This is a genomic window from Roseimaritima sediminicola (genome assembly GCF_009618275.1).
Taxonomy (GTDB): Bacteria; Planctomycetota; Planctomycetia; order Pirellulales; family Pirellulaceae; genus Roseimaritima; species Roseimaritima sediminicola.
This window is the reverse complement of the sequence record NZ_WIAD01000018.1, coordinates 35496-57720: the sequence shown is the minus strand read 5'-3', so window position 1 is coordinate 57720 and position 22225 is coordinate 35496. Positions and strand designations below refer to the sequence as shown.

Below are 22225 nucleotides of genomic sequence, written 5' to 3'. Positions count from 1 at the left end.
TGAATTGCTCCTTCGACGCTAACTTGAACGGTCGGCTTGTGACTCCAGGACGGAACGCCAGGCCTCGGGGAGGCAGTCGAGCAATTCGGTTACCAACATCGCCTCTTTGGTGTAACGCTGTGCCGCGATGTCGCCGGCGGCGCCCTGCAGGTGGGCTCCGAGAACGCCCGCGTCCAAGGGGCTCATCCCCTGAGCCAACAGGGCTCCGATCAAACCGGTCAACACGTCTCCCGTACCGCCGCGAGCCAACCCGCTGTTGCCCGTCCGGTTGACGCACTGGCGGCGGCCATCGGTGATGATTGTCGCCGGTCCTTTCAGCAACAGCGTCACGCGGTGCTCGCGGGCGAAACGCTCCGCCACGGCCGCGCGATCCTGTTGGATCTGTTGAACATCGCAGTCCAACAACCGGGCCAGTTCGCCGGGATGTGGGGTCAGGATCCGGGGAGCGTCCTCGGCACGCGTCGCCAGCTGGCTGGGATCCTGAGCAAAGGCGTTCAGCCCATCGGCGTCCAAGACCATCGGCAGCGGGCAGGTCGCATAGATCTGGCGAATGGCCTGCTGCGTCGTGGCGACTTGTCCTAAACCCGGACCCAAAGCCAACGCGTGCTTGCCTCGCCATGCGGTTTCGATTTGCTCGGCCACACCGCCGGCCAGTCCGTCGTCAGCTTCATCCAGTGGGAGGGTCATCCAGGCGGGATTTTGCATCGCCACGATGGATTGGGCCGAGCGGGGCGTGGCGATCGTCAACAAACCCACGCCGCCTCGCAGGGCTGCCAAACCCGATAGCCTTGCCGCGCCGCTCATGTTGCGGCTGCCGGCGACCAACAACAAGTGACCGAACGATCCCTTGTGCGCGTCGTCGTCCCGCCGCGGTGCGGTCGGCAGTTCCGGGGGGCGTGTCGTCATTGCTGTGGTCGTCCTTATGTGCAAAGCTCGAGAGAAGGCAAACCGCGTCGGTGTGGTCTTGTGATCTTTCTCGGCTGGGGACAGCCGAGCTGCTTTTTTTTCTTTCTCGGCTGGGGACAGCCGAGCTACTTTGGTGTCTTTGATGGGTTCCTGACCATGGCTCCGATTCTAACGCCCGACTCCGTCGAGATGGATCGCCTGTGCGATCGGCTGCGCGACTTGACCGTCAGCGACGACGTGGCGGTTTTTCCGGAAGAGGCCCTGCGGGCGTGTGGCCGTGCCGGTGTGTTTCGCTGGTTCCTATCCGAGCAGGACGGCGGGTATGGCTGGAGTCCGGCGGACCAGACACGGGGCTACCTTCGACTGGCTGCGGCGGACCTGACGACCACTTTTGTCATCACCCAGCGGATGGGTGCGTGCCGCCGCATCGCCGCCAGCGAGAACCGTTCGGTGGCCCAGCGGTGGTTGCCGTCGTTGTTGGCCGGAGAAAGTTTCGCAACCGTCGGGATCAGCCACCTGACGACCAGTCGGCAACATCTGGGACGCCCCGCACTGGCGGCCCATCCCGAACCGCAGGTCCCCGGCTTGGGCGGCAATGGGTATCGGCTGGAAGGATTCTCACCCTGGGTCACCGGCGCGGCCCACGCCGACCTGTTGGTGGTCGGAGCGAGCGCGGCCGATGGAACGCAGATCCTGGCGGCGGTCCCGTGCGATCAGGATGCCGTGCGTCCTGCGGAGCCGATACCGCTGGTCGCTCTGTCGTCCAGCTGCACCGGCCGTGTGGACTTTTCCGGGGCGGTGGTGCCTGCTGAAAACATTCTGGCCGGCCCGGTCGCCGATGTGATGCGTACCGGCCAGGGCGGCAACACCGGCGGGCTGCAAACATCGACTCTGGCCATCGGTCTGGCCCGCGCCGCGGCGGATTATCTGCTGGAGCAAGCCGCAGGGCGAGCGGAACTGGCCGATGTCGCGGGCCGCTTGGACGCCGACGTTTCGGCCGCCGAGCGGCGGTTGCTGGACGCCGCCGAAGGTCACCCAAATTGTGACCTCGGCGAACTGCGTGGCCAAGCCAATCGCCTGGTCCTGCGGGCCACGCAAGCCGCGTTGACCGCCGCCAAGGGAGCCGGTTTTGTGGCCGATCACCCGGTCGGACGCTGGTGCCGCGAAGCCTTGTTCTTCTTGGTTTGGAGCTGTCCGCAGCCGGTCGCACAAGCCCACCTGTGCGAGCTGGTCGGTCTACAATAAACGGGACACGGAGGCAAGATTTGACCCTGGGCAGGGGTTTGAATCACAATAGATCAGCATTTCGGCGCGGTCGCGATGTGGTTTTCTTTTCGCTTTCCGGTGTTTGCGATATGTCCGCTGAGCCTCGAGGCAAACGACCACCCCCGAACTTGGGGCCGCTGGAGGGCGGGCGATGGCGGCCGGTTCGTCCCGAAGAGTTGTTGCGCCGCGAACCACGCGAGCCGGCGGTCGAGACGCCGCCCGTCGTCGACCTCCAACGCCAACAGGAACTGGAGCGGTATCTCAAACCCAAACCGGCCGACCTGGAGGCCTACCTGGAATTGGCGGAGATCTATCGCCAACAGGAACGCCCTCTGCAAGCCCGGCGGACCCTGCACAAGGGCCTGGAAGTGTTTCCCGAGGACCCGGAGTTGCTGTGGCAACACGAGGAAGCCTGCCTGGCACTGTCGCTGCAACACCTGCGTCAAGCCATGGAGCTAGAGCAGCGTTTGGGAACCGCCGAGGCGCATCGCGAACTGGAACGAGCCCGCACCGACTGGGCGTGTCGAAGGGTCGACGTCTGCCGGGCTCGGCTTCAACGCGAACCGGACTGTGTTCAGTTGCGTGTCGTATTGGCCGAAGCACTAAAGGACCAAGGCCTGTTTGAAGCGGCGATCGAAGCGGCCGAAGCGGCGACCCAGGACGAATCTCTCGGTCCGGTGTCCTTCTTGATCCGCGGTCAGTGTTACCAGGCGATGGGCGAGATGTTTCAGGCCCTGCCGATGTTTCGGGCCGCCGGCCTGCGGCGGGCAACTCCCGCCGCCCCCCGTATCCGCATCACCGCGCTGCGAGCCGCGATGGAGATCGCGCAACAATTGGGTCTTCCCGCATCCTATCGGCGCTACCAGCGTTTTCTGAAGATCGCCGAAGCCGAAGCGAAACGCCAAACCACCGCCGACTCGGCCGCCGACGATTCGGCCGCCGACGATTCGGCCGCCGGCGATTCGGACTCGACCAACCTCGCTGCCAACGAGCCGGAAACCCGGGATCTGGATCTGTCGAAAATCGTGCAGCAGGAAAAATCGGTATGAACCAAGCCATCGCGGATCCCGAACAATTGCGGCGCTTCGCCGGACACCTGCGAGCCTACGCCGAAGAATTGAAACAGCGGAACACGGCGCTGGCCAGTCACCTGAACGAACTGGGGCAAACCTGGCGGGACGAACAACAACGCAAGTTCGCACAGGAGTTCGAAGACCAGATGCGACAGATGACGCGTCTGTTAAACGCTACCGAGCAACACGTCCCGTATCTGCTTCGCAAAGCGGACCAGATCGAAACCTACCTTCGTGGTTAGCGTCCAATGCAAAGTGATGTGCGCGATATCGACGTACTGTCCCGCTTGCTGGGCGGATTGGCGGCCCTGTCGCAGGGGCTGCACGATACGGTGCAGGAATTGCGCGTGACGCTCGCGGCGGTGGATCATTGGATCGGCGTCGACGCTCCGGCCTATTGGCGACAGCAAACCCGCGCGGCCCAGCAGGACCTGAACGCGGCGCTGGAACACCTTCAACAGCAGCAGAGCACGACGCGGCCCGGCGATCGGCCGCCGGCTACCGAAGCCAAGAAACGCGTCCGGCTTGCCAAACGCCGGTTGCAACTGTGTGAAGACAAACAACTGGCTTGTCGCCGGCAACGTTTGCGGATCGAACACGTGCTCCAGGCGATGGCCGGTCCGCTGACGGAGATCGATGAACTGGCCGCGGGCGACCTGCCCCGGGTCCAGGCCGAATTGCGCTCGATGATCGACGTTCTGCAGCGCTATCAACAATCCGCTACGGAGGCCGAATGATGTCGCATCTGCAGGGCCGCTTACTGGACGGTGAAAACCGCTTTCGCCGGAACTGGAAAGATTTTGTTCGGCTCTGGCAGGAAACCAAAGCGGAGTGGCGAGACCAACGACAGAAACGATTCGAGCAGGAACACCTCAGTCGTCTGCCCAGTTCGCTCGGTCGGCTCTCTGCCGCGGTGGATCAATTGCACCAGGCGTTGCAGCAAGCCGAACGAGAACTCCATGATCCGCACCGGGAGCCGTAACGATGTCATCCAATTTGCCGGGGCCCGTAGGCTTGCTCTCGCCCAATCGCCAGCAGTGTCTGCTGAGGGCTCTCCAGCAGCGTCGGGCCGATGCCGACCAACAGCGCCAGCACCTGAAGTCGCGCTTGGACCAATCGTCGACGCGCTTGGCCCAACAGCAAGCCGCCGAGCGGGAGCAGACGATGTTGCGGTGTCGCACCGAGCGGCACTCCCTGCTGAAAGCCTGGGACAAGGCCGACGAGCAAAAGATCGCCCACTACGAATCGGAGACGATGCGTCTGCGACAGGACCTGAACCGCTTGGCCACACGTTTCCGGCAGGCTCGCAAAGAAGAACACGCGACCGTGTTCCGCAAGGTCCAGGCCCGCTGTGCCGCGGTGCAGAAACAGTACGAGGCGCGGAAGAACCTGCCCGAAGAGGACCGCCAACGCGACGCTGCCCATCTGGATCAAGCCTTGGCTCGCGCGGCCGAGACGATGGAGGAGGTGCGGGATGTGGTCGGCCGCCGCTTGAACGGGCTTCCCGACGTGCCACCGCAGCCCAAGGCCGACTGGGAAACGCCGCAGGAGAACGTCCGCCAGGCCAACGAAGCGATCGACTTGGCCAATCGTCAGATCCGCGAGACGCTCCGCGAGTTGTATCGCGGCACTCCCTCCAAGCTGGTCGACACGTTTTGGATTCTGCCTTCCTGGGCGGCCTTGTTCGTTGTCGTTTGGTCGATCGGCGTTCTGCTGTTCGCCCGCGAGCACTGGTTGATCGCCTTCCTGATCGGACTGGGCATCGCCCTGATTCTGTTTCTTGGTGTTCTGGGAATCCTGCAGATCCCGCTCCGCCGTCAGACTCGGAGAATCTATCCGCGGGCGGTGCATATGTGGGATATGGCACGCCGCGCAAACCATCGCGGCAAAGCGATCGCCGAAGCAACAGCCAAAGACTTTGCCGCCGATTTACTGAAAACTCGGGATTTTCACTTAGAGGCTGCCGAGCGTTGGAAACGCGAAAATTTGACTTCGATCGATCAGGCGATCGATGCCAAAGAGAAAAAGATGCGGACCGAACTGCAGGGGGAACTGGAGCAGCTCGGAGAAACGTTTTCGACCGAGATCGAGACGCTCGACGCAAAAATGCACGCCAAAGCCGAATCGTTGGCCGCGGCCATCCGTACCACCATCGATCAATTCGACGCCTCTCAAGCGGCCCGGACCCGGCAACAACAACAGCGCCACGAAAGCGAGCTCGCGGAATTTGAAAGCCGTCTTCAGCGAGCGGTTCGCCGCGGCCGACAGCGTTTGCAGCGGTTGCCCGAACGTGTCGAGCAACGTTTTCCGGCGTGGCGGGACGAGACCACACTCAGCACCGAGCAGTCGCTGGACTTCTTGCCGGTTGGCCACGTGCAGTTGCCCAGCGGAGAGGTTCCTTCGCCGGCCGGTCAAACCGCCGCCAGCGACGACCAGGCGACCGAGTTGCCGGTGGTGCTGCACCGCCGGTTGCACGGCGGATTGTTGATCGATTGTCCGGCGGCACAGACCGACTCGGCCGTGGCGTTGCTGCAGGGGGTGCTCTGGCACGCCCTGACCGGAGTGGCCCCGGGACGTTGCCGATTTACGCTGATCGATCCTCTGGGCCGCGGCCAACACTTCGCCGGTTTGATGGCCCTGGCCGATCATGACCCCACTCTGATCGGTCATCGGGTGTGGGCCGCCCCCGACCAGATCGAAGCTCGGCTGCATGAATTGACTCAGCACAATGAGGATGTGCTGCAGAGCTGTCTGCGTGATCAATACGCGACGTTGGAAGACTACAACCGGATCGCCGGATCCTTGGCCGAACCCTATCGGTTGGTCGCGGCCGTGGGAACCGCCGCTGGCCTGACGCGGCAGTCGGCTGAATACCTGCGGGCCCTGTTTGACAGCGCTCGCCGCTGCGGCACGTTCCTGTTGGTGGTCAACGATCCGCAGCAACCGTGGGCGGAGGAGATGCCGCCGCGGGACGACCCGCGTTGGCTGCGCTTGCAGGTCACAGCCGAAGGTACTTGGCGGTTGCACGAACCCGGCTTCGAAGACCGGCCCTTCCGGCCGGTCCTGCCGCCGTCGCCGGCGCAGCGGAACCGCTGGGTCGAAGCCATCGGAACGGCGGCCGCTCGTGCCGACCACGTCAAAATACCGCTGGATCAAATTTTTCCCCAAGACCGGTCCGGAACCGCCGACTCGACAACCGGCTTGGCGATTCCCATCGGTACGCAGGGCGGTCACCGCCGGCTGCAGCTGAGCCTCGGCGAGGGCGTGCGTCAGCATGTGTTGATCGCCGGAAAAACCGGGTCGGGAAAAAGCACGTTGCTGCATACGATCATCACCGCGGCCGCCCGCTTGTACCGGCCGGATCAGCTGCAGTTCTATCTGCTGGATTTCAAGAAGGGCGTGGAGTTTCAGGTTTACGCCGAGGATCCGCTGCCGCATGCCCGGGTGATCGGCATCGAAAGCGAGAGAGAATTTGGGCGCAGTGTGCTGCAGCGTTTGGATGCGGAATTGCAACAGCGCGGCGAACGGTTTCGCGACGCCAACGCTCCGGAACTGGCCGACTACCGCGCCCGTAGCCAAGAACCTTTGCCGCGGATTCTGTTGGTGGTCGACGAGTTCCAGGAATTGTTTGTTCGCGACGACCGCATCGCGGCCGATTGTGCGATGTACCTGGACCGACTGGTGCGCCAGGGACGATCCTTTGGGATCCACGTCATCCTCAGCAGCCAGTCCCTGGCCGGCTCTTACTCCTTGCCGCGGGCGACACTCGGGCAGATGGCCGTGCGGATCGCCCTGCAGTGCAGCGATTCCGATGCGGCTTTGATTCTCGGCGATGACAACCCGGCGGCGCGTTTGATCGGCCGGCCCGGAGAAGCGATCTACAACGATGCCAGTGGATTGGTCGAAGGCAACCAGCCCTTCCAGGTCGCGTGGCTGGATTCCGCCGCCCACCGGCGGATGTTGGCCGACGTGACCCAGCGGGATGCAGGCCGCGTCAGCGATCTGGATCCGCCGGTGGTGTTCGCCGGCAACCGTCCGGCCAGCTGGACACCGGCCCTTGCCGAAGCCGCCTTGAAAACGCCGGCAGAAACCGGTCAAACGCTGCGGGGATTGTTGGGCGAAGCGACGCAGATCGGGCCTCCCACCGTGCTCTCGCTGGCGCGGGCCGCCGGTCGCAATGTGTTGGCGGTGGGCCGTATCGAGGACGTGAGTAGTCTGCTGGGAATCTGGATCGCTACGCTGGTCGGTGACCAGCAACGACGAAACCTGACTCCACCGCAAATCGTCTACCTCGATGGCGTGCGCACTGGCGACAACGAACAGCCGCCCCTGCCGGAGTGGTTGTCGGAGTGCGGCGTCCCGACACGGCCCGTCCGGCCTCGAGACTGCGCAGCGGAGGTCCTGAGGGTGCAGGCCGAAGTCGAGACGCGACTGGCGGCGTTGGATCCCGAGGCTCCCGTGCCTCCGCCCTTATTGCTGGTCATTTCACCGCTGGAACGCTTTCGCGAACTGCGTCAGAGCGATCGATATCAGTTCTCGCTGGAGGACAACGGCCAGGATGCGTCGGCCGCGCTGCAGACCGTGCTCCGCGACGGGCCGCAGGTCGGCGTGCATACGTTCTTGGCGTGTCAGTCGGCCGAGACGGTGAACCGTTGGCTGCCGCGAGCGGCGCATCACGATCTGGAATGCCGCCTGCTGGGGCGTTTGAGCGCGGCGGATTCGGCCGGGTTGATCGATACCCCCGATGCGGCGGATTTGTCGGCTGCTACGATGTTGATGTACGACGACGCCGATGGTCGACTGCAGAAGTTCCGGCCCTGCCGGTTGCCTGCGGCCGACGACGTCGCCTCGTGGCTCCGTTCTTGCGGTCAAGAGTAATCGGGTGGCCGATCCTCGTCCCACACAGAATCCCCGATCCCGGTCCCAGCTCGCTTCGTCTCGCCCCGAATCCTTGTCCAGCCATAGCCAGGTGGAGTTTGCGGGCGAACTGAAACGCAGCGGGCTGTTGACGCATGCGCAGTTTGTCGACGCGGTGACGCTGTGCAAACAGCATGCAAAACCGGTGGCCACCGCCCGCATCCTGGTCCAACAAGGACTGCTGACCACGTTTCAGGCCGAGCAGATTCTGCTCGGACAGGGACACTGCCTGTCGCTCGGTCCGTATCGCGTACTGCGACCGTTGAGCGATGGTGGAGTGGGACGCATCTATTTGGGAATAGATACCCGCAGCGAGCAACGCGTGGCGATCAAGATGCTCCGCGAAAGCCGTCGCAATAATCCCCGCGCCGTCCAGCGGTTTCGAGTCGAAGGCCGGGCCCTGTTGGCGATGAACCACAAGAACCTGCTGAAGGGCCTGGCCTATCAAAAGGTGAATCCCCAACTCGGTTGGCCCGCCCACCTGGTGACCGACGTGGTCGAAGGCCCGAACCTGCGCGAGTTGTTGGCAATCCGCAAACGACTGCCATGGCATGTGGTCTGCGACATGATCGCCCAGGCCGCCGCCGGATTACAGCACGCCCACGAGAAAGGGTTTGTTCACCGAGACATCAAGCCCAGCAATCTGATGGCCCTGGCCTCGGGCCGCGTGCTGGTGATCGATTTTGGGATGGTACGCTACTGCACCGAAGATCCCGACTGGTTCTCCCCGCCGCCGGCACGGCTGGGTTTTGCGGACTACCTGGCGCCCGAACAGTTGGCCGACCGAGAACACGTCGATGGTCGCGCGGACATCTACTCCCTGGGCAGTACGATGTTCTATCTGTTGATCGGCAAAGCACCGATTAAATTTGCCACGCGGTCGGCGCCGCCTCCGTCGCTGCGGCAGCATCGTGAAGACATTCCCGAAACACTGGAACGCATCGTTCACAAGATGCTGGCCGGCGAGGTCGAGCAGCGTTATCAGAGCATGGCCGAGGTACAGCAAGCCCTGCAGCCACTGGCCCGGCGTGCTTCCTTGATCATCGACTACCCGGCGCTGCTGCGCGCTCGAGCGACCACATCGCGCGGCGGCGAAGTGGTTCCCACCGAAGACGTGGCGACCGAATCGTCGACCTCTTCGTCGGCCGTGGCCGCCGGGCAAGGCGTGGCCGCCGTCGCTGCGGACCGCGATGACACCGCGACCCTTCCCGCCAGCGAGCCTCCCAGCAGTCTGGCGGCGACCCAGCTGGCTCATCTGGAAACGCTTGTCGAAAACCTTTCGCAGCGTTTGATCGATTCGCAGCGCGCGCTGGCCGATGCGGAAGCCAAAATCGCCAACGACGCTCGGCTGGCCGAGCAACAGTTGACGCTCTGGCGGCGCGAGAAAGCGGACCTGCTGCGGCGGCTGCGGCACAGCGAGCAAGCACGCGAGCAGGCCGAGCAAGCACGCGAGCAGGCCGAGCAAGCACGCGACGCCCTCGAGCATCAGATCACCGAGACGACGCAGCGAGCCGCGGCGATGACCGACGCCGTCGCGGCGCTCGAGCACCGGTTGGCCGAACAGAACGAAGACCTCACCGAACTGCGCGACGCCTACGATCGCTCACGCCAAGACGACTGACCCGGCGGACCCGCTGTGAACCATCTCGCCGTAACGCACCCCACCGTAACACAACTCGCCGTGAAGCAACTCGCCGGCGTTCCCGAATGGTTGCCCTTTGCGGGCCTGAACCTGCGACACAATCCATTCGGCGAATGCGCGCCGCGACAACGCGCCGAATTGGCCGTGGTCTCGCTGGACCGCTGGCTGGCGGTGCTGGAAGGCCCCCAGCCGGCCCTCCAATTTGTCGGGGATTGTGGCCGCGGAAAATCCACGCACCTCTTGGCGATGCGTTATGCTTTGCCTGACGCCGCCTATGTTTACTTTCCCGAACAGGGGCCGCTGCCATCGGTCCCGGAGGGCGCCGTGGTGTTGATCGACGAAGCCCAACGGATGCCGTGCCGCGTGCGCCGGACAACGCTGCGTCGCCGCGTGCCGTTGGTGTTGGGAACCCATGTCGACCTCCGCCGGGTGCTGCGCCGTTACGGCTATGCCGTCCACACCGTGCGAGTCGATACTTTGATCGATGCGCCGTCATTGACGCGGATTTTCAACCGCAGGTTGGAAGCGGCGAGACTGGACGATCGGCGTGCGGTCCCGCGGATAGCCACCAGCGAGGCGGCTCGCTTGCACGGCCGATTCGGTTCGGACGTGCGAGCGATGGAAGAGTATCTGTACGAGCGGTTTCAGCGATACGCAGGGAAAGACTGTGTCGAAGTGTCATTTGTCGATTGAGCTGGAGGACGGGGTCGATACGTTCGTGGCCGGCCAAACAGTACGGGGGCAGGTGATCGTCCAAACCGATGCCAATGTGCAGTGCAACGCATTGGAGGTGCAGACATCTTGGACCACCCATGGGTTTGGAAACGTCACTGGCGGCGTAGGTCAGAACGTCAACGCCTTTACCGGACAATGGCTGGCCGGTCAGACGTATCGTTATGCGTTTGAGCTGCAAACCGCGACCTGGCCTCCGACCTACCACGGATACTATCTGAACGTCGATCACGCGGTCGAAGCCAAAGCGGTGATCCCCTGGAGCTTCGATCCTAAAACCGATTATCTGATCAAGGTCTTGCCGGCCACCACGCTGCAGGCCGCCAGCCTGCTGCCCCCGCCGGATCTCGCGGCGGCGAACAGCGGCGCGATGAAGGTCGTGGGATGTGTGTTCTTTGCGATCTTTGCCATCGTCATCGTCGCCAACCCGTTCGCCTGGCTACTGGCCGTACCCATCGGTTTGATCGCACTGGTGTGGTGGTTTGTGTTTCGGTTCCTGCCGCGGGCCCGGCTGGGACAGGTTGCCTACGAAGTCCATACGACGGAGCTGAGTCCGGGTGAGGAGCTCCGCGCGGAACTGCGGGTCCAACCCAAACGCAATATCCGGATCAATCGGGTCGTCTGGCGGGTGATCGGCGAGGAGGTGTGCGTGTCGGGTTCGGGCAGCAATCGCAAGACCCGGCGTCATACGGTTTTTGAACACGAAACCGAAGCCGGTGGTCCCCAGGTCTGGACCGCCGAACAGCTCCAGCGAGTGCTTCTCTCGGTGCGTTTGCCCGAGACGCCCGCCTATACATTGGAACTGGCGGACAATCGTCTGGAGTGGCGGACCGAGGTGCACGTCGACATCCCCAGTTGGCCGGACTGGAAAGACCGCGCGAACGTGCGTGTGATCCCGCTAGCCCGATTGGGCGGTGTGCCAGCCGAACCGCTGGATGTCTCGCTCGCGGCTTCCGCGGACGTCCAGATGGAAGCCGACCCTCAGACGTCGCTCTCGTTTGCAGAAACCGTCCAGCATCTGTGGGCGGTTCGCGACGACCCGCAGCAGACCAAGCGGTTGGTCGACGCCGTGGTCGATTTGCCGTTCGAAGTCCAAGCGGTCATCGAACGCCGACTTCTGTACGGCAACGACGATCCCGCCGCCTATCGCGACGGATATGTTGTCTGGGCGCATTATCCGGACCCCGAACTACCGCTGACCTTGTTCGCCCCGCGCGACCGGGGAGACGAATTCGAGCACTTCGATCGAACGATTTGGAAAGGACGCGGACGAATTAGTGGTTATGATAGGAGGCACGGACGACTGAAGATCCAACTTGACTAGCCGCAGATGGGCTCCGCAACGACGGCGCCTTCTTTTTTGCAACGCTCGAGGTACCCATGCTCCGCAGCCACAGTTTTATCGTCTCCTGCTTCGCGGTTACGCTGGCCACGCTGGTTCCTGGTTCCGCCGGTGCGGAAGAACCGGCCCAGAACGGCAAACCCGCGGCTTCGCTGACCATCGACGGTGTGATCGTCTCGGACAAGGCGGTCGAAATTGTTCCCGACACCGAACAAATCACCAGTCTCACGCTGGAACGTGTGTTGCCGCATGGGAAGAAAGTCAAAAAGGATCAGGCCATCGCCTGGTTCGACACCGAAGACATCGATCGCCGGATCGACAAAGAACAAGCTGACTTGCAGTTGGCCGAGTTGGCGTTGGAAGAAGCCGAGTTCGTCTGGGAACAGTTTCAGAAACAACAACAACTGGACCGCCAAGCTGCCGATCGCGCGTTCAAGGCAGCCAGACAGGAGTTCGACAATTACAACAAAATTGATCGCGAAGAAGCGATTGCCTCGGCCGATTATTCGCTGAAAAACGCTCAGCAGTCACTCGAAAACGTTCAGGAAGAACTCGAGCAACTGCAGAAAATGTATGACGAGGACGACTTGACCGAGGAGAGCGAAGAGATCGTCTTGAAACGAGCCAAGAACGCCGTCGAAGCGGCGGAGCATCGCTTGCGACTAGCCAAGACGCGTCACCAGCGGACGATCGAGCAGACGATCCCCCAGCGGACCGAGGCCGCTCGTGACACCTTTGATCGCGCGGAATTAACACACGCCAAAACCCTGCAAGATCTGCAGACCGCCCGCAAGAAAAAACAAATCGAACTGCGGCGACAACGCGTCGATCTGGACGTCCAAAAAGAAAAGGTCCAACAACTGAAGGAAGAACGCAAAGCGTTGACGCTGCGCGCGCCCATCGACGGACTGCTGTACCACGGCGCCCTGACCCGCGGGCGGCTGGCGGACAAACCCAGCACGTTGAAAGCCGAGGACACGGTGACCGCCAAACAGGTGCTGTACACCGTCGTCTCGCTGGATAACCTGAGCATTCTGGCGGAGGTGAGCGAGGACCAGGTCCCGGAATTGGCCAAGGGACTGCAGGGACAGGCGACCGTTTCGGTGCTGCCCGAAGAATCCTTCAAAGCGACCGTCAAACAGGTGGACGCCGTGCCCGTGGCCAACAAAAAATTCCACTGCAAACTATCGCTGGCCGTCCCCGGCGGCAAGCGGCCGAACCACCAGCGACTGGTGCCCGGATTGTCGGTCAAAGTCAAGTTCGGCGACGAGGAGAACGAGGACGACGAGGAGAACGACGGCGACGAGGAGAAGTCCGACGATGACGAGGCGGGCGAGAAAGCCGACCAGCAGGAGGCATCCGATGAAGGTTAATCGCTGGCCAACGACAAAGGTCGGCCCGCCCCGCAGCAGCATGGCCTGGGCGGTGGCGATCGCCTGGTGGCTCTGCGGTGCAAGTGTTCCAGCCCAGGACGCAGCACCGCAGGACGCAGCACCGCAGGAGGTCGGCGTTGCGCGGTTACCGCCCCTGGACTTTTCCCAGCCGCCCGTGTTGCCCCAGGTCGATGGGCCACGGCCAGCCGAGCTGGAGTCGGCGATCGAGCGCGGCGTCGATTTTCTCATCGCCGACCAGAACGCCAACGGCTCCTGGGGCTCCGCCACCAATACCAAAGACCTGAACATCTTCGCGCCCGTCCCCGGCGCCCATCACGCGTTTCGCACGGCCACGACGGCGCTGTGCCTCTCGGCGTTGTTGGAAGTGGCCGACGAGGACCCGCAGGCTCAGGCGGCGATCGAGCTGGGGGAAGCCTGGTTGGTCGACCAATTGCCGCGGTTGCGGCGGGCAACCGGAACCGCGATTTACAACGTCTGGGGGCACGCCTATGCGATCCAAGCTCTGTTGCGGCTGCGGCAGTACGGCCCCGAGGACGCGGAGCGCCGTAAGGTTTTGGACGAATTAATTCGCAGCCAGTTCGACATGTTGACGCGGTTCGAATCGGTTGACGGCGGCTGGGGATACTACGACTTTCGCTATCAAGCTCGCCGCCCGACATCGGATTCGATTTCGTTCGTCAACGGAGCCGTATTGATCGCCTTTGCCGAGGCTCGTCAGGCCGGACTGGAGCCGCCCGAGGCGGTGACCGAGCGGGCGATCGCGGCGACGGTTCGCCAGCAGCGGCCGGATTTCGCGTACCTCTACGGCGAATACCTGAAAGACCGCCCGATGCGCGGTATCAATCGGCCCGGCGGCAGTCTCGGACGTTCGCAGTGCTGCAACGCGGCCCTGCGGATGTGGGGCAAGACCAACATCACCGACAATGTCTTGAAACACTGGCTGTATCGGTTGTATGAACGCAACGGGTGGTTGGACATCGGACGGAAACGTCCGATTCCCCACGAGTCCTGGTTTCAGGTGGCCGGCTATTTTTATTACTTCGGCCATTACTATGCGGGGTACTGCATCGAGCTGCTGCCTGAAGAAGATCGACCGCCCTATCAAGCGATGGTGGCCCGGTTGATCCTGGACAAGCAGGAGAAGAACGGCTGTTGGTGGGACTATCCGCTGTACGATTACCACCAGCAATACGGCACGGCCATGGCGCTGATGACCCTCAAGCGGTGCCGACCACAGTAGTGGAACCGGGGGCGGCTACTTTCGGCGGAGCGAAAGGCGACTCTCTCCAAAGTCTGGCGACTTCAGCTAGGGGCGGTTGACGGTGTAGAGTCGTTCGCTGGCGACGGGGTCCTGCACGTGGGCCGCCGCGAGGAATTGCTGCAGTCGAGACGGGTCTTGGGCCTTGCCGCCGAGCGCGTCCAGACCGTCCTGAGCGATCAACCGGAAGGGTTCCAGTTGTTGCTGTTCGGCCGCCTGCAAGGCGGACAGATAACGTCGCTGGGCCTCGTCGCTGCGCTGTTCGCGCTCGGCGATTCGAGCCAGAACTAAATCGCCAAACAGCTGGGCGACGGGCAAGGATTCGCGGCACAAGACGTTGCCGAAGTGGGTGGCGGATCGGTGCTGTGCGGGCCGGTCTTCGCAGTCCTCTTTGGCAGCCGCCTGCAAGGTGGCGTTGGCCCGCAGCCACAGCCACCACACCCGTCCGACTTGGAGGCGGAAAAAACCGCTGCGGGAGAAATTTTGCCGGTGCAGATCCAACAGTCGCACCGCTTGCTGTGGGTAGCCCGAGTACATCTTTTGCAGCACCAGACCAACGGTTTGCTGCGAATGAAAAAACTGCCAACTGGTGCGTCGGCCCGGGGCGGCAGAGGCATAGTTGTAGCGTTTGGTCTCGCGTACCCGGTCCAGGAACAACAGGGCGCTGGCAGCAAAGCCCGTGGTCGCGACATGCCGCGTGAACTGATCGTCCCGGTCTCGTGCGTCCCGGATCATCGCATGCGTCTGCTCTAACAACTTTTTCACGTGGCCCAGGAAAAACAACGACGCCAAGTGGGGCAGGAGGGCATGGACGCTTTCGAAAACCATGCCGTTGCACTGATGGCGGTACAGGCTGGACGATTTTTCCAGCGGCCCCTGGGCTTCAGCAAATTCGCCCAAGAACCAGTGATGGTAACCCGTGGCATTGATCGTATGGGCCAGGGCCTCGGGGCTGGCGTGTTGTTCGCACTGCTGCTGTATCTCCGCCAGCAGGCGAGTGGCGTCGCGGCGCCACCAGCCGGCGTCGTAACTGCCAAAGGCCACGTAGGCGGCGCCGCTGTGAATGCAGTCTTCATAGGTGTCGAAGGTGTCCAGTTTCAGCAGCCCGGTCGTCAGCAATTCCGCACTGTAGATATTGTCGTAGACGGTCAGAGCGCGGGTGATACGAAAACAGGTTCGGGCCCGTTCGCGATTGCGTTTGCTGGCCTTATCGGGCTTGGGCAGGCGGTACCCGCCGCTGGCCCGCAGCATCATGACATTTTTCAAAATCCGCCACTTGCTCAGCCACTGCGGCTTGGGTTGCGGCAAGCCCAGACGCCGGGCCAGATCGGCCGTGGCGTCGCGTGCGCGGTGGATTTCGCCGGCCCGCAGAAAAAACTCTGCGGCCATGCCCCGGGCGCGATCCGACAGCGGCTCGTCGGGATGCGCGGCCAATTCCAAATAGGCTTCGGCCGCTTTGGCGGATTGTCCGCCTGTGGAGAATGCTTGAGCGGCCAGGCGGAGGTGTTTGACCGCTTCGCCGCCGGACAGCAACTGGGCGGCTCGGTGATGCCAGCGAGCCGCTTCGCCGAAGGCGTACTTCTGCATCGCATCCTCGGCCGCAGCGACGACATACGAGGTCGCTTGGCTGGATTGGCCGGCCGCGATCAATTGTCCGGCGATATGCGCCGGTGCAATATCTTTTTCCGATGCGATCAGATGCTCAGCCCAAGCCGCGTGGGCTTTTCGGAACGGTTCGGCCGGCAAGAAATCGATTAACGCCTCGGCGATCGTATCGTGAAAAATCTCGATGTGATGAGTCTGTTCCCGTTCGTTCAACCAGTTCTCTTGCAACAACCCCGCCACCGCCTGTCGCCCCGACTCACCCAACCGGCTGACCTGCAACACGTCGCCGATGTCTACCGGCCCGCCGGCGGCGACCACATGGGTCAAAACGGTTTGCTGGGAATTCGTCAAACGGGCAAAGCGACGCTGCCACAGTTGCTCCAGATCCAGGACGCCGCTCGCCGAAATCTCCGCAAGTTCCTCGGCGGTAAAGGCCGACACGCAGGCGGCCAGCTGCAACAAGTGATGACAGTTACCACCGGCCATGCGAACCATCCGCTGAACGACCTCCTCGGGCAACTCGATCCGCCGCATCAGCAGATGGTTGCGCAGCATCTTGGTCGATTCGTCGACGGTCAACGGCCGAAGATTCAGTTGATCGGCGGGCGAGAGGTTGGGAGGTTGGAAGTCGTCGCGCGAGGCGGTGATGACCCCGAACAGGCCCTCGACTTCGGTTTCCAGTCGCTGGATCAAAGCCAGACTGTCCTGGTCGGCCCACTGCAGGTCGTCGATGATCAAAATAACCGGCCCGTGACGGCACACTTGGCTGGCCAGACGAACCGAAGCGTCATTGGCTTCGGCCTGTCCAAAGGAGTTCTTTCGCGGAACTTCGCCAGCCATCTTCAGGACGTTGCGCAGGACCGGAAAGGCGACCCGCAGGATCTGGGTGCTGACCGGGTCCAGCTCCAGCAGGCTGGACGTCGCCGTGCCGTAACGACGTGCCAGGGCGTCGATCATCTCGTCGAACGCCTGCAGGGGAACCTCTTCGCGGCGACGGCAGCGGGATTCAAAGACCTGCAACCATCGGTGCTCCTTCAGTTGTTCGGCGATCGCCGCCAGGAAACGCGACTTTCCGATCCCCGGCGGCGCCGTGATGTGCAAACGTGTGGCTTGACCGGCAATCAGACGCGAAAGCCAACGCCGCGCCTGCTGCATCGAATCGTCGCGACCGACAATCTGCAGGTGCCACGGGTTCACCAACGTCGACTGGGTCGCTTCGGACGCACCGCTGGCCGTCGAGACGACCTCCCACGCCGTGGGCCGAGCGGAGACTTCGACCGATAACATCTGCCGAATCAGTTTGACCAGCCGGCGTGGGGCGTCCACCGGCAACAACCGGTCCTCGTCCAAGCGGACCAAATTTCCATAGGGGTGCGCGGTGCGCGCCAGTTTGGAAATCACCCGTCCCAGACTGAAAATATCGCTGCCCGGTGGGTAGTTCTGCTTCATCAGAACTTCCGGAGCCATGTATTTTTGGTTGCCGGCGACATACGCTCGGTGCCCATCAGGGTCCCAGACCGGGTCGAAGGATCCGACCATTCCGTAATCGATCAGCCGCAGTTTGCCCTCGTGATCGATCAGGATGTTGTTGGGTTTGATGTCTCGATGGACCAGTTGATTGGAGTGCAACGTATGCAGAGCGCGGCCGGCTTCGCGGAGCAAGCCGTTCAGTCGTTCGTAAAAACTCTCGGGATCGCGGATGCCCTCGGCCTGGATCGCCTGCAGCAGCGGCGGCCCATCGATGTGCTCCATGCTGATGAACCAGTGATCCTCGTGTTGGGACAGCTTGTACAGCATCACCAGGTTCGGATGCCACACCTCGGCCAACGCACGGAAGCCGCGTTTCAAGCGGTTCAGCGTATTGGCGTCGGAGCGAAACAGGACCTTCAAGGCCACGCGGTTTCCGGTTTCCTGTTCGAGCGCACTGTAGACGGCTCCGGTCGCGCCCTCGCCCAAAAGTCCCGTGATGCGATGTCCGGCGACGATCGAACCGACTCGCCAAGGGCTTTCCCGACGGACCCGCCGCGCCTCGCTCAGACCGGTATCGGTATCCAGCTCGCTGGATCTATAGACCGCCGTCCCGTCGCCGAGTTCATCTCCGATGGGAAACCGTTCAAAGGGATGTTTCCGGAACTCGTCGTCGTCGTTGTGGTCGTCGTGGTCGTCGTCGAAATCGGCTCCGCTGCCCACCAATTGGTTCTCCCGAGATCATGCCAGGGATTCTGCCCCAGCGACTGAACATTGCTGGATCGTAGTCTAACTGTTGCGGGGGAAGCTGTTGTACCACTTGTGAACAAATAAAGCCAAATTGCCCTTCGATGCGGCGTCCGTGCCCCCCGCTCACCCGGCGGGCATCAGACGGTACGGGGGTGAGGTGCCGACCGTTGGTTAGACTAGAATGCTCGTGAAGTTTTTGCCCCCCCGCCCAACCGTCTTGCGGAGAACCCATCGATGCGTCGATTTTCGATCCTGTTCATCAGCCTGTGCTTGAGCGGCTGGAGCACGCTCAGCGCTCAGGACCGCCCCAACATCCTGTTTGCCTTTGCGGATGACTGGGGCCGGCATGCTAGCATCTATGCCGAAGTCGACGGTCCGGGTACTGAGAGCGACGCGGTGCAGACGCCCCACTTCGACGCTCTGGCTCGCGAAGGCGTCCTGTTTGAGAACGCCTTTGTCAACGCTCCCTCCTGCACGCCCTGCCGCAGTTCGTTGCTGTCGGGTCGCCACTTCTGGCAAACCGGTACGGCGGCGATCCTGCAGGGTGCGGTTTGGGACGACTCCCTGCCGGCTTGGCCCTTGTTGCTGCAGGACAGCGGTTACCACATCGGCTACACCTGGAAGGTTTGGTCACCGGGACGCCCGGCCAACGCTCCGTACGGCCAGAGGGCCAACGCGTACGCGCCGGCCGGGAGCAGCTTTAACGGATTCTCACAAACCGCGACGCGGATGATCGAGGGCGGCAAGACCATCGAACAGGCGCGCGAGCAGATGCGCGAGCAGGTGCGGGGAAATTTCCGCGCCATGTTGAAGGCGCAACAGGACCGCCCGTTTGCTTATTGGTTCGGACCGACCAACGTCCATCGCAAATGGATCAAAGGTTCTGGTAAAGCCCTGTGGGGCATCGACCCGGACAGCTTGAAAGGCAAGCTGCCGCCCTTCCTGCCCGACGTTCATGCCGTCCGCCAGGACTTCGCCGATTACCTGGGCGAAGTTCAGGCGTTCGATATGGCCTTGGGAGTGCTGGTCGAGGAACTCAAAGCCAACGGCCAATACGACAATACGCTGATCGTCGTCTCGGGCGACCACGGACCCGCCGGGTTCCCGCACGGCAAGTGCAACCTGTACGACTTTGGCACCCGGGTCGCGCTCAGCGTCACCGGACCGGGCGTCACCGGCGGCCGCGTCGTCTCGGACCTCGTGTCTCTGCCGGACCTGGCGCCGACGTTTCTCGAAGCCGGCGGAGTCGCGGTTCCCGACGCGATGTCGGCGCGGACGTTGTGGCCCACCCTGCGCAGCTCCGAAGAGGGCTTGGTCGATGCCAATCGGACGCAGGTCTATATGGGACGGGAACGACACGTCGCCCAAGCTCGCCAAGGCCACCTGCCCTATCCGCAACGCGCCATCCGTACCAAGGACTATCTGTTGGTGATCAACTTCGAACCGGATCGCTACCCGCTGGGAGATCCTTATCGGCTGGAGGAAGGACCGGAGCCGAGCGTCGACGAGCTGACCAATCAGACGTTCGTGACGCTCCCCGACGAAGACGCGGGCCCGACCAAGGCCTGGATCGTTTCCCATCGCCGCGATCCCGGCGTGCAGCCGTTCTTCGCGCACGCCTACGGCAAACGTCCGCGGGAAGAACTATTTGATCTGCGGCGCGATCCCCATCAGATGAACAACGTGGCCAACGATCCGCAGTACAGCGGCACGCTGGTCGAGCTGCGTAACCGTTTAATGGAAACGCTGCGGGCGACCGACGATCCGCGTTTGGTCGGCGAGGGCTGTTTCTTCGAAACGCCGCCCATGTCCGGCCCGCTGAAGTAGCCGCGCAACCTCGTAGCCGAAGTCGCCAAACTTTGGGGGAGGGACGCAATTCATTATCGTCCAAACTCTGGCGGGGCGCGGCTACGGCGGGGCGCGGTCTATCGCAGCGGTTCGCCGCGAGCGAATTTTGCCAGGGTTTGCTGATACTTCTGTTTGCCCTCTTCGACCGCGCTGCGAATCTGCTTGGTGCTCTGCTCGCTCTCTTTGCGCAGTTCGGTGATCATTTCCAGCGATTCGATCTGAAACCCGCTGATCGCATCGACCAGTTTCTGAACCGATTCCGGATTGATCGTCGAACCGTATCCGGCTCGCAGGGCCGCTCGTTCCAGTTCCCGGCCCAGATTGGCCACATCCTCCAGCCCCTTGTTGACGCCTTCCTTCATCGCCTCGGTCGCCTGCGTGACTTCGTGCAGGCCCTGTTGGCTGGTGTAGACCGTCCCCAGGATCGTGAAGACGTGCTCGTTAGTGGTAAAGAAGGTCACGGCGCGGCGGTACACGCGTTCTTTGACATCGTGGGTCTGCCGTAGCTTGGTGATTAATGTCTCGCCAACGTCGTAGCCGATCTGGAGGTTCTCGGCGATGTCTTTCAGCAACTGGTACGTGCGATCCTCCTGCTGGAAGTGGCGGCGAGCTTCGTCCCGAGCCAGTTCCAGCCGCGAGCGTTCGCTCTGTTCGTCGCCAGCATAGTTGTCCAGTTCGGCCTGGGCGTCGCCCAAGCCCTTGCGAGCCGCCTCGAGCATCGGGGTGTGCGAATCGAGCAGTTCGCGGGCCAACACCTCGGCTTCCTTGAGTGCAAAGCGAAAGTCGATGTAGCCCTCCATGATCGTGTCTTCGCTCTCCAACGCTTCCTTGGTGTCCTTGGAGACTTCGACGTAGACGTCTTTGATTTTCTCAAAGCGATCCGAAGGCGTGCCGCGGCGAATCTTCATCCACCAGTTCTGAAACTTTTCGGTCCCGGAAATCTTGCCATCGTCCAGCTGGGCGATCAACATCTTGCTGTCTTCGCGGACGCTGTCGAATAACTGCGTGATCTCCATGTAGCGGTTACCGACCTTGATGTTTTCGACGTTCTCGCGAACCAAGCGATTGAAGGTGCCCATGTGCTTGATCACATCGGCGATCGCCAGCACCTTGCTTTCGTCCAGGTGCTTGACGCCTTCGAGCAGGTGGATCAGTTCGGAAGTGTTCTCGTCCTGATCGGCCACGCCGAACTTTTCCAAAACGTCCAAAGCACGGTCGAGATACTGCCGCATGTTGCCCGAACCACCTCCAGCCGACTGATCTTGAGCCGGGGTGTGTTGGTTTTCTGCCGCGGGATCGGGGGCGGGTTGCTGCGCTTGTTCGGTCATCGCTCGAGACGTCTCCGGAAGAAAAGCAAACAGGAGCCAAGAACACGCATTGTCCTGGTGGGGGTAGCCTAACATGTTCCCGTGCCCAGGAAAATCGAGCCTGGTGTCGCACCGCGCTGGGCTTGCGGTAAATTAAACCGCTGGGCTTGCGGTAAATTAAACCGCTGGCGACGGTGCTGGATTTTTTGTCCACCGGCAGCGGCAGCGGCCGTGGGCGATCATCCTCTACGACAGGTTATCGATGTCTCAAGCTCAACAAACTCAGCGATCCACCGCGCCGGCGTTGCCGGGCGAAGAGATGACGCTCAATGAGATGTTGCGGGTCATGGACGTCGCTCGCGAAATGGGACGCGACCGGGCGACGGCGGAAAAGATGTTCGCTCGTCGCGGAGTGCGTGCGGAGCTGCGTGAGAAACTGGTTCGGACCGCTCGCCTGTCCGGCGACCAGGTCACCGAGGCGGAGATCGAAGCGGCGATCGACCAGTACTTCCAGAACCTGCATGTGTACCGAGACCCACCGGCCAGCTGGTCCCGAGTGGCCGCCTATGCCTGGATCTGGCGAACGCGTCTCGCGATCGCCGCGGTGGGCGGCACGGCCGCGCTGTGGTGGTTGATCGCCACGCTGTTCTGACCCCGTCATCCGGCCAACTCGCCGCCCCGCCTGCGCCTGCCGCCGCCGATTTGTCGTCTTTCCCAA

Annotated in this window: 16 protein-coding genes; 13 read left to right on the top strand and 3 right to left on the bottom strand. The window is 62.5% G+C overall.

Annotation, left to right across the window (positions count from 1 at the left end; translation table 11 throughout):
* Nucleotides 1–18 precede the first annotated feature (18 nt).
* A complete protein-coding gene (locus tag GE027_RS11065) occupies nt 19–906 on the bottom strand; it encodes an NAD(P)H-hydrate dehydratase (protein WP_153557257.1) in 888 nt (295 codons plus the stop codon).
* Nucleotides 907–1062: 156 nt separating this feature from the next.
* Here GE027_RS11065 and GE027_RS11060 point away from each other — a divergent pair, with 156 nt between their 5' ends.
* The 11 genes from GE027_RS11060 (at nt 1063) to GE027_RS11010 (ending at nt 14512) form a co-directional block, all read left to right on the top strand.
* A complete protein-coding gene (locus GE027_RS11060) occupies nt 1063–2151 on the top strand; it encodes an acyl-CoA dehydrogenase family protein (RefSeq protein ID WP_153557256.1) in 1089 nt (362 codons plus the stop codon).
* A gap of 110 nt (nt 2152–2261) precedes the next feature.
* Nucleotides 2262–3221 (top strand): tetratricopeptide repeat protein, encoded by a 960-nt coding sequence (locus GE027_RS11055; protein WP_153557255.1) that lies wholly within the window; start codon nt 2262–2264, stop codon nt 3219–3221.
* On the top strand, nt 3218–3487 hold the full coding sequence (locus GE027_RS11050) for a WXG100 family type VII secretion target (protein WP_153557254.1): 270 nt from the start codon (nt 3218–3220) through the stop codon (nt 3485–3487). The genes GE027_RS11055 and GE027_RS11050 overlap by 4 nt, the downstream gene beginning before the upstream one ends.
* Before the next feature lie 6 nt (nt 3488–3493).
* Entirely contained in the window at nt 3494–3982 is a 489-nt protein-coding gene (locus tag GE027_RS11045; RefSeq protein WP_153557253.1) for a hypothetical protein, read from the top strand.
* A complete protein-coding gene (locus GE027_RS11040; RefSeq protein WP_162006683.1) occupies nt 3982–4227 on the top strand; it encodes a hypothetical protein in 246 nt (81 codons plus the stop codon). The genes GE027_RS11045 and GE027_RS11040 overlap by 1 nt, the downstream gene beginning before the upstream one ends.
* 2 nt (nt 4228–4229) lie before the next feature.
* On the top strand, nt 4230–8123 hold the full coding sequence (locus GE027_RS11035) for an FtsK/SpoIIIE domain-containing protein (protein WP_153557251.1): 3894 nt from the start codon (nt 4230–4232) through the stop codon (nt 8121–8123).
* A gap of 73 nt (nt 8124–8196) precedes the next feature.
* Nucleotides 8197–9783, top strand: a complete 1587-nt coding sequence (locus tag GE027_RS11030; RefSeq protein WP_162006682.1) for a serine/threonine protein kinase — start codon at nt 8197–8199, stop codon at nt 9781–9783.
* A 60-nt stretch (nt 9784–9843) separates the two neighbouring features.
* Nucleotides 9844–10497, top strand: coding sequence for a hypothetical protein (locus GE027_RS11025; protein ID WP_153557249.1), 654 nt, complete (start codon nt 9844–9846; stop codon nt 10495–10497).
* Nucleotides 10472–11860 (top strand): hypothetical protein, encoded by a 1389-nt coding sequence (locus tag GE027_RS11020; protein ID WP_162006681.1) that lies wholly within the window; start codon nt 10472–10474, stop codon nt 11858–11860. The genes GE027_RS11025 and GE027_RS11020 overlap by 26 nt, the downstream gene beginning before the upstream one ends.
* Before the next feature lie 56 nt (nt 11861–11916).
* Nucleotides 11917–13251, top strand: coding sequence for an efflux RND transporter periplasmic adaptor subunit (locus tag GE027_RS11015; protein WP_153557247.1), 1335 nt, complete (start codon nt 11917–11919; stop codon nt 13249–13251).
* Entirely contained in the window at nt 13241–14512 is a 1272-nt protein-coding gene (locus GE027_RS11010; RefSeq protein WP_202617389.1) for a prenyltransferase/squalene oxidase repeat-containing protein, read from the top strand. Before GE027_RS11015 ends, GE027_RS11010 begins: the two co-directional genes overlap by 11 nt.
* A gap of 66 nt (nt 14513–14578) precedes the next feature.
* Here GE027_RS11010 and GE027_RS11005 read toward each other — a convergent pair whose 3' ends face one another.
* Nucleotides 14579–18325: a serine/threonine-protein kinase gene (locus tag GE027_RS11005; RefSeq protein ID WP_162006680.1), complete on the bottom strand. Its 3747-nt coding sequence runs from the start codon at nt 18323–18325 to the stop codon at nt 14579–14581.
* A 261-nt stretch (nt 18326–18586) separates the two neighbouring features.
* Here GE027_RS11005 and GE027_RS11000 point away from each other — a divergent pair, with 261 nt between their 5' ends.
* Nucleotides 18587–20179, top strand: a complete 1593-nt coding sequence (locus tag GE027_RS11000; protein ID WP_153557245.1) for a sulfatase family protein — start codon at nt 18587–18589, stop codon at nt 20177–20179.
* Nucleotides 20180–20277: 98 nt separating this feature from the next.
* Here the strand turns inward: GE027_RS11000 and GE027_RS10995 are convergent, their stop codons facing one another.
* Entirely contained in the window at nt 20278–21528 is a 1251-nt protein-coding gene (locus tag GE027_RS10995) for a cell surface protein (RefSeq protein ID WP_153557244.1), read from the bottom strand.
* A 241-nt stretch (nt 21529–21769) separates the two neighbouring features.
* On the opposite strand from GE027_RS10995, the gene GE027_RS10990 reads away from it, so the two are divergent.
* Nucleotides 21770–22159 (top strand): DUF6384 family protein, encoded by a 390-nt coding sequence (locus GE027_RS10990; RefSeq protein ID WP_153557243.1) that lies wholly within the window; start codon nt 21770–21772, stop codon nt 22157–22159.
* The last annotated feature ends 66 nt before the right edge of the window (nt 22160–22225 follow it).

Bases quoted from the DNA above. Each gene is read 5' to 3' on its own strand.
- GE027_RS11055 (WP_153557255.1), top strand. From the start codon at position 2,262: ATGTCCGCTGAGCCTCGAGGCAAACGACCACCCCCGAACTTGGGGCCG.
- GE027_RS11045 (WP_153557253.1), top strand. From the start codon at position 3,494: ATGCAAAGTGATGTGCGCGATATCGACGTACTGTCCCGCTTGCTGGGC.
- GE027_RS11060 (WP_153557256.1), top strand. From the start codon at position 1,063: ATGGCTCCGATTCTAACGCCCGACTCCGTCGAGATGGATCGCCTGTGC.
- GE027_RS11010 (WP_202617389.1), top strand. From the start codon at position 13,241: ATGAAGGTTAATCGCTGGCCAACGACAAAGGTCGGCCCGCCCCGCAGC.
- GE027_RS11015 (WP_153557247.1), top strand. From the start codon at position 11,917: ATGCTCCGCAGCCACAGTTTTATCGTCTCCTGCTTCGCGGTTACGCTG.
- GE027_RS11040 (WP_162006683.1), top strand. From the start codon at position 3,982: ATGTCGCATCTGCAGGGCCGCTTACTGGACGGTGAAAACCGCTTTCGC.
- GE027_RS11000 (WP_153557245.1), top strand. From the start codon at position 18,587: ATGCGTCGATTTTCGATCCTGTTCATCAGCCTGTGCTTGAGCGGCTGG.
- GE027_RS11065 (WP_153557257.1), bottom strand. From the start codon at position 906: ATGACGACACGCCCCCCGGAACTGCCGACCGCACCGCGGCGGGACGAC.
- GE027_RS11050 (WP_153557254.1), top strand. From the start codon at position 3,218: ATGAACCAAGCCATCGCGGATCCCGAACAATTGCGGCGCTTCGCCGGA.
- GE027_RS10995 (WP_153557244.1), bottom strand. From the start codon at position 21,528: ATGACCGAACAAGCGCAGCAACCCGCCCCCGATCCCGCGGCAGAAAAC.
- GE027_RS10990 (WP_153557243.1), top strand. From the start codon at position 21,770: ATGTCTCAAGCTCAACAAACTCAGCGATCCACCGCGCCGGCGTTGCCG.
- GE027_RS11035 (WP_153557251.1), top strand. From the start codon at position 4,230: ATGTCATCCAATTTGCCGGGGCCCGTAGGCTTGCTCTCGCCCAATCGC.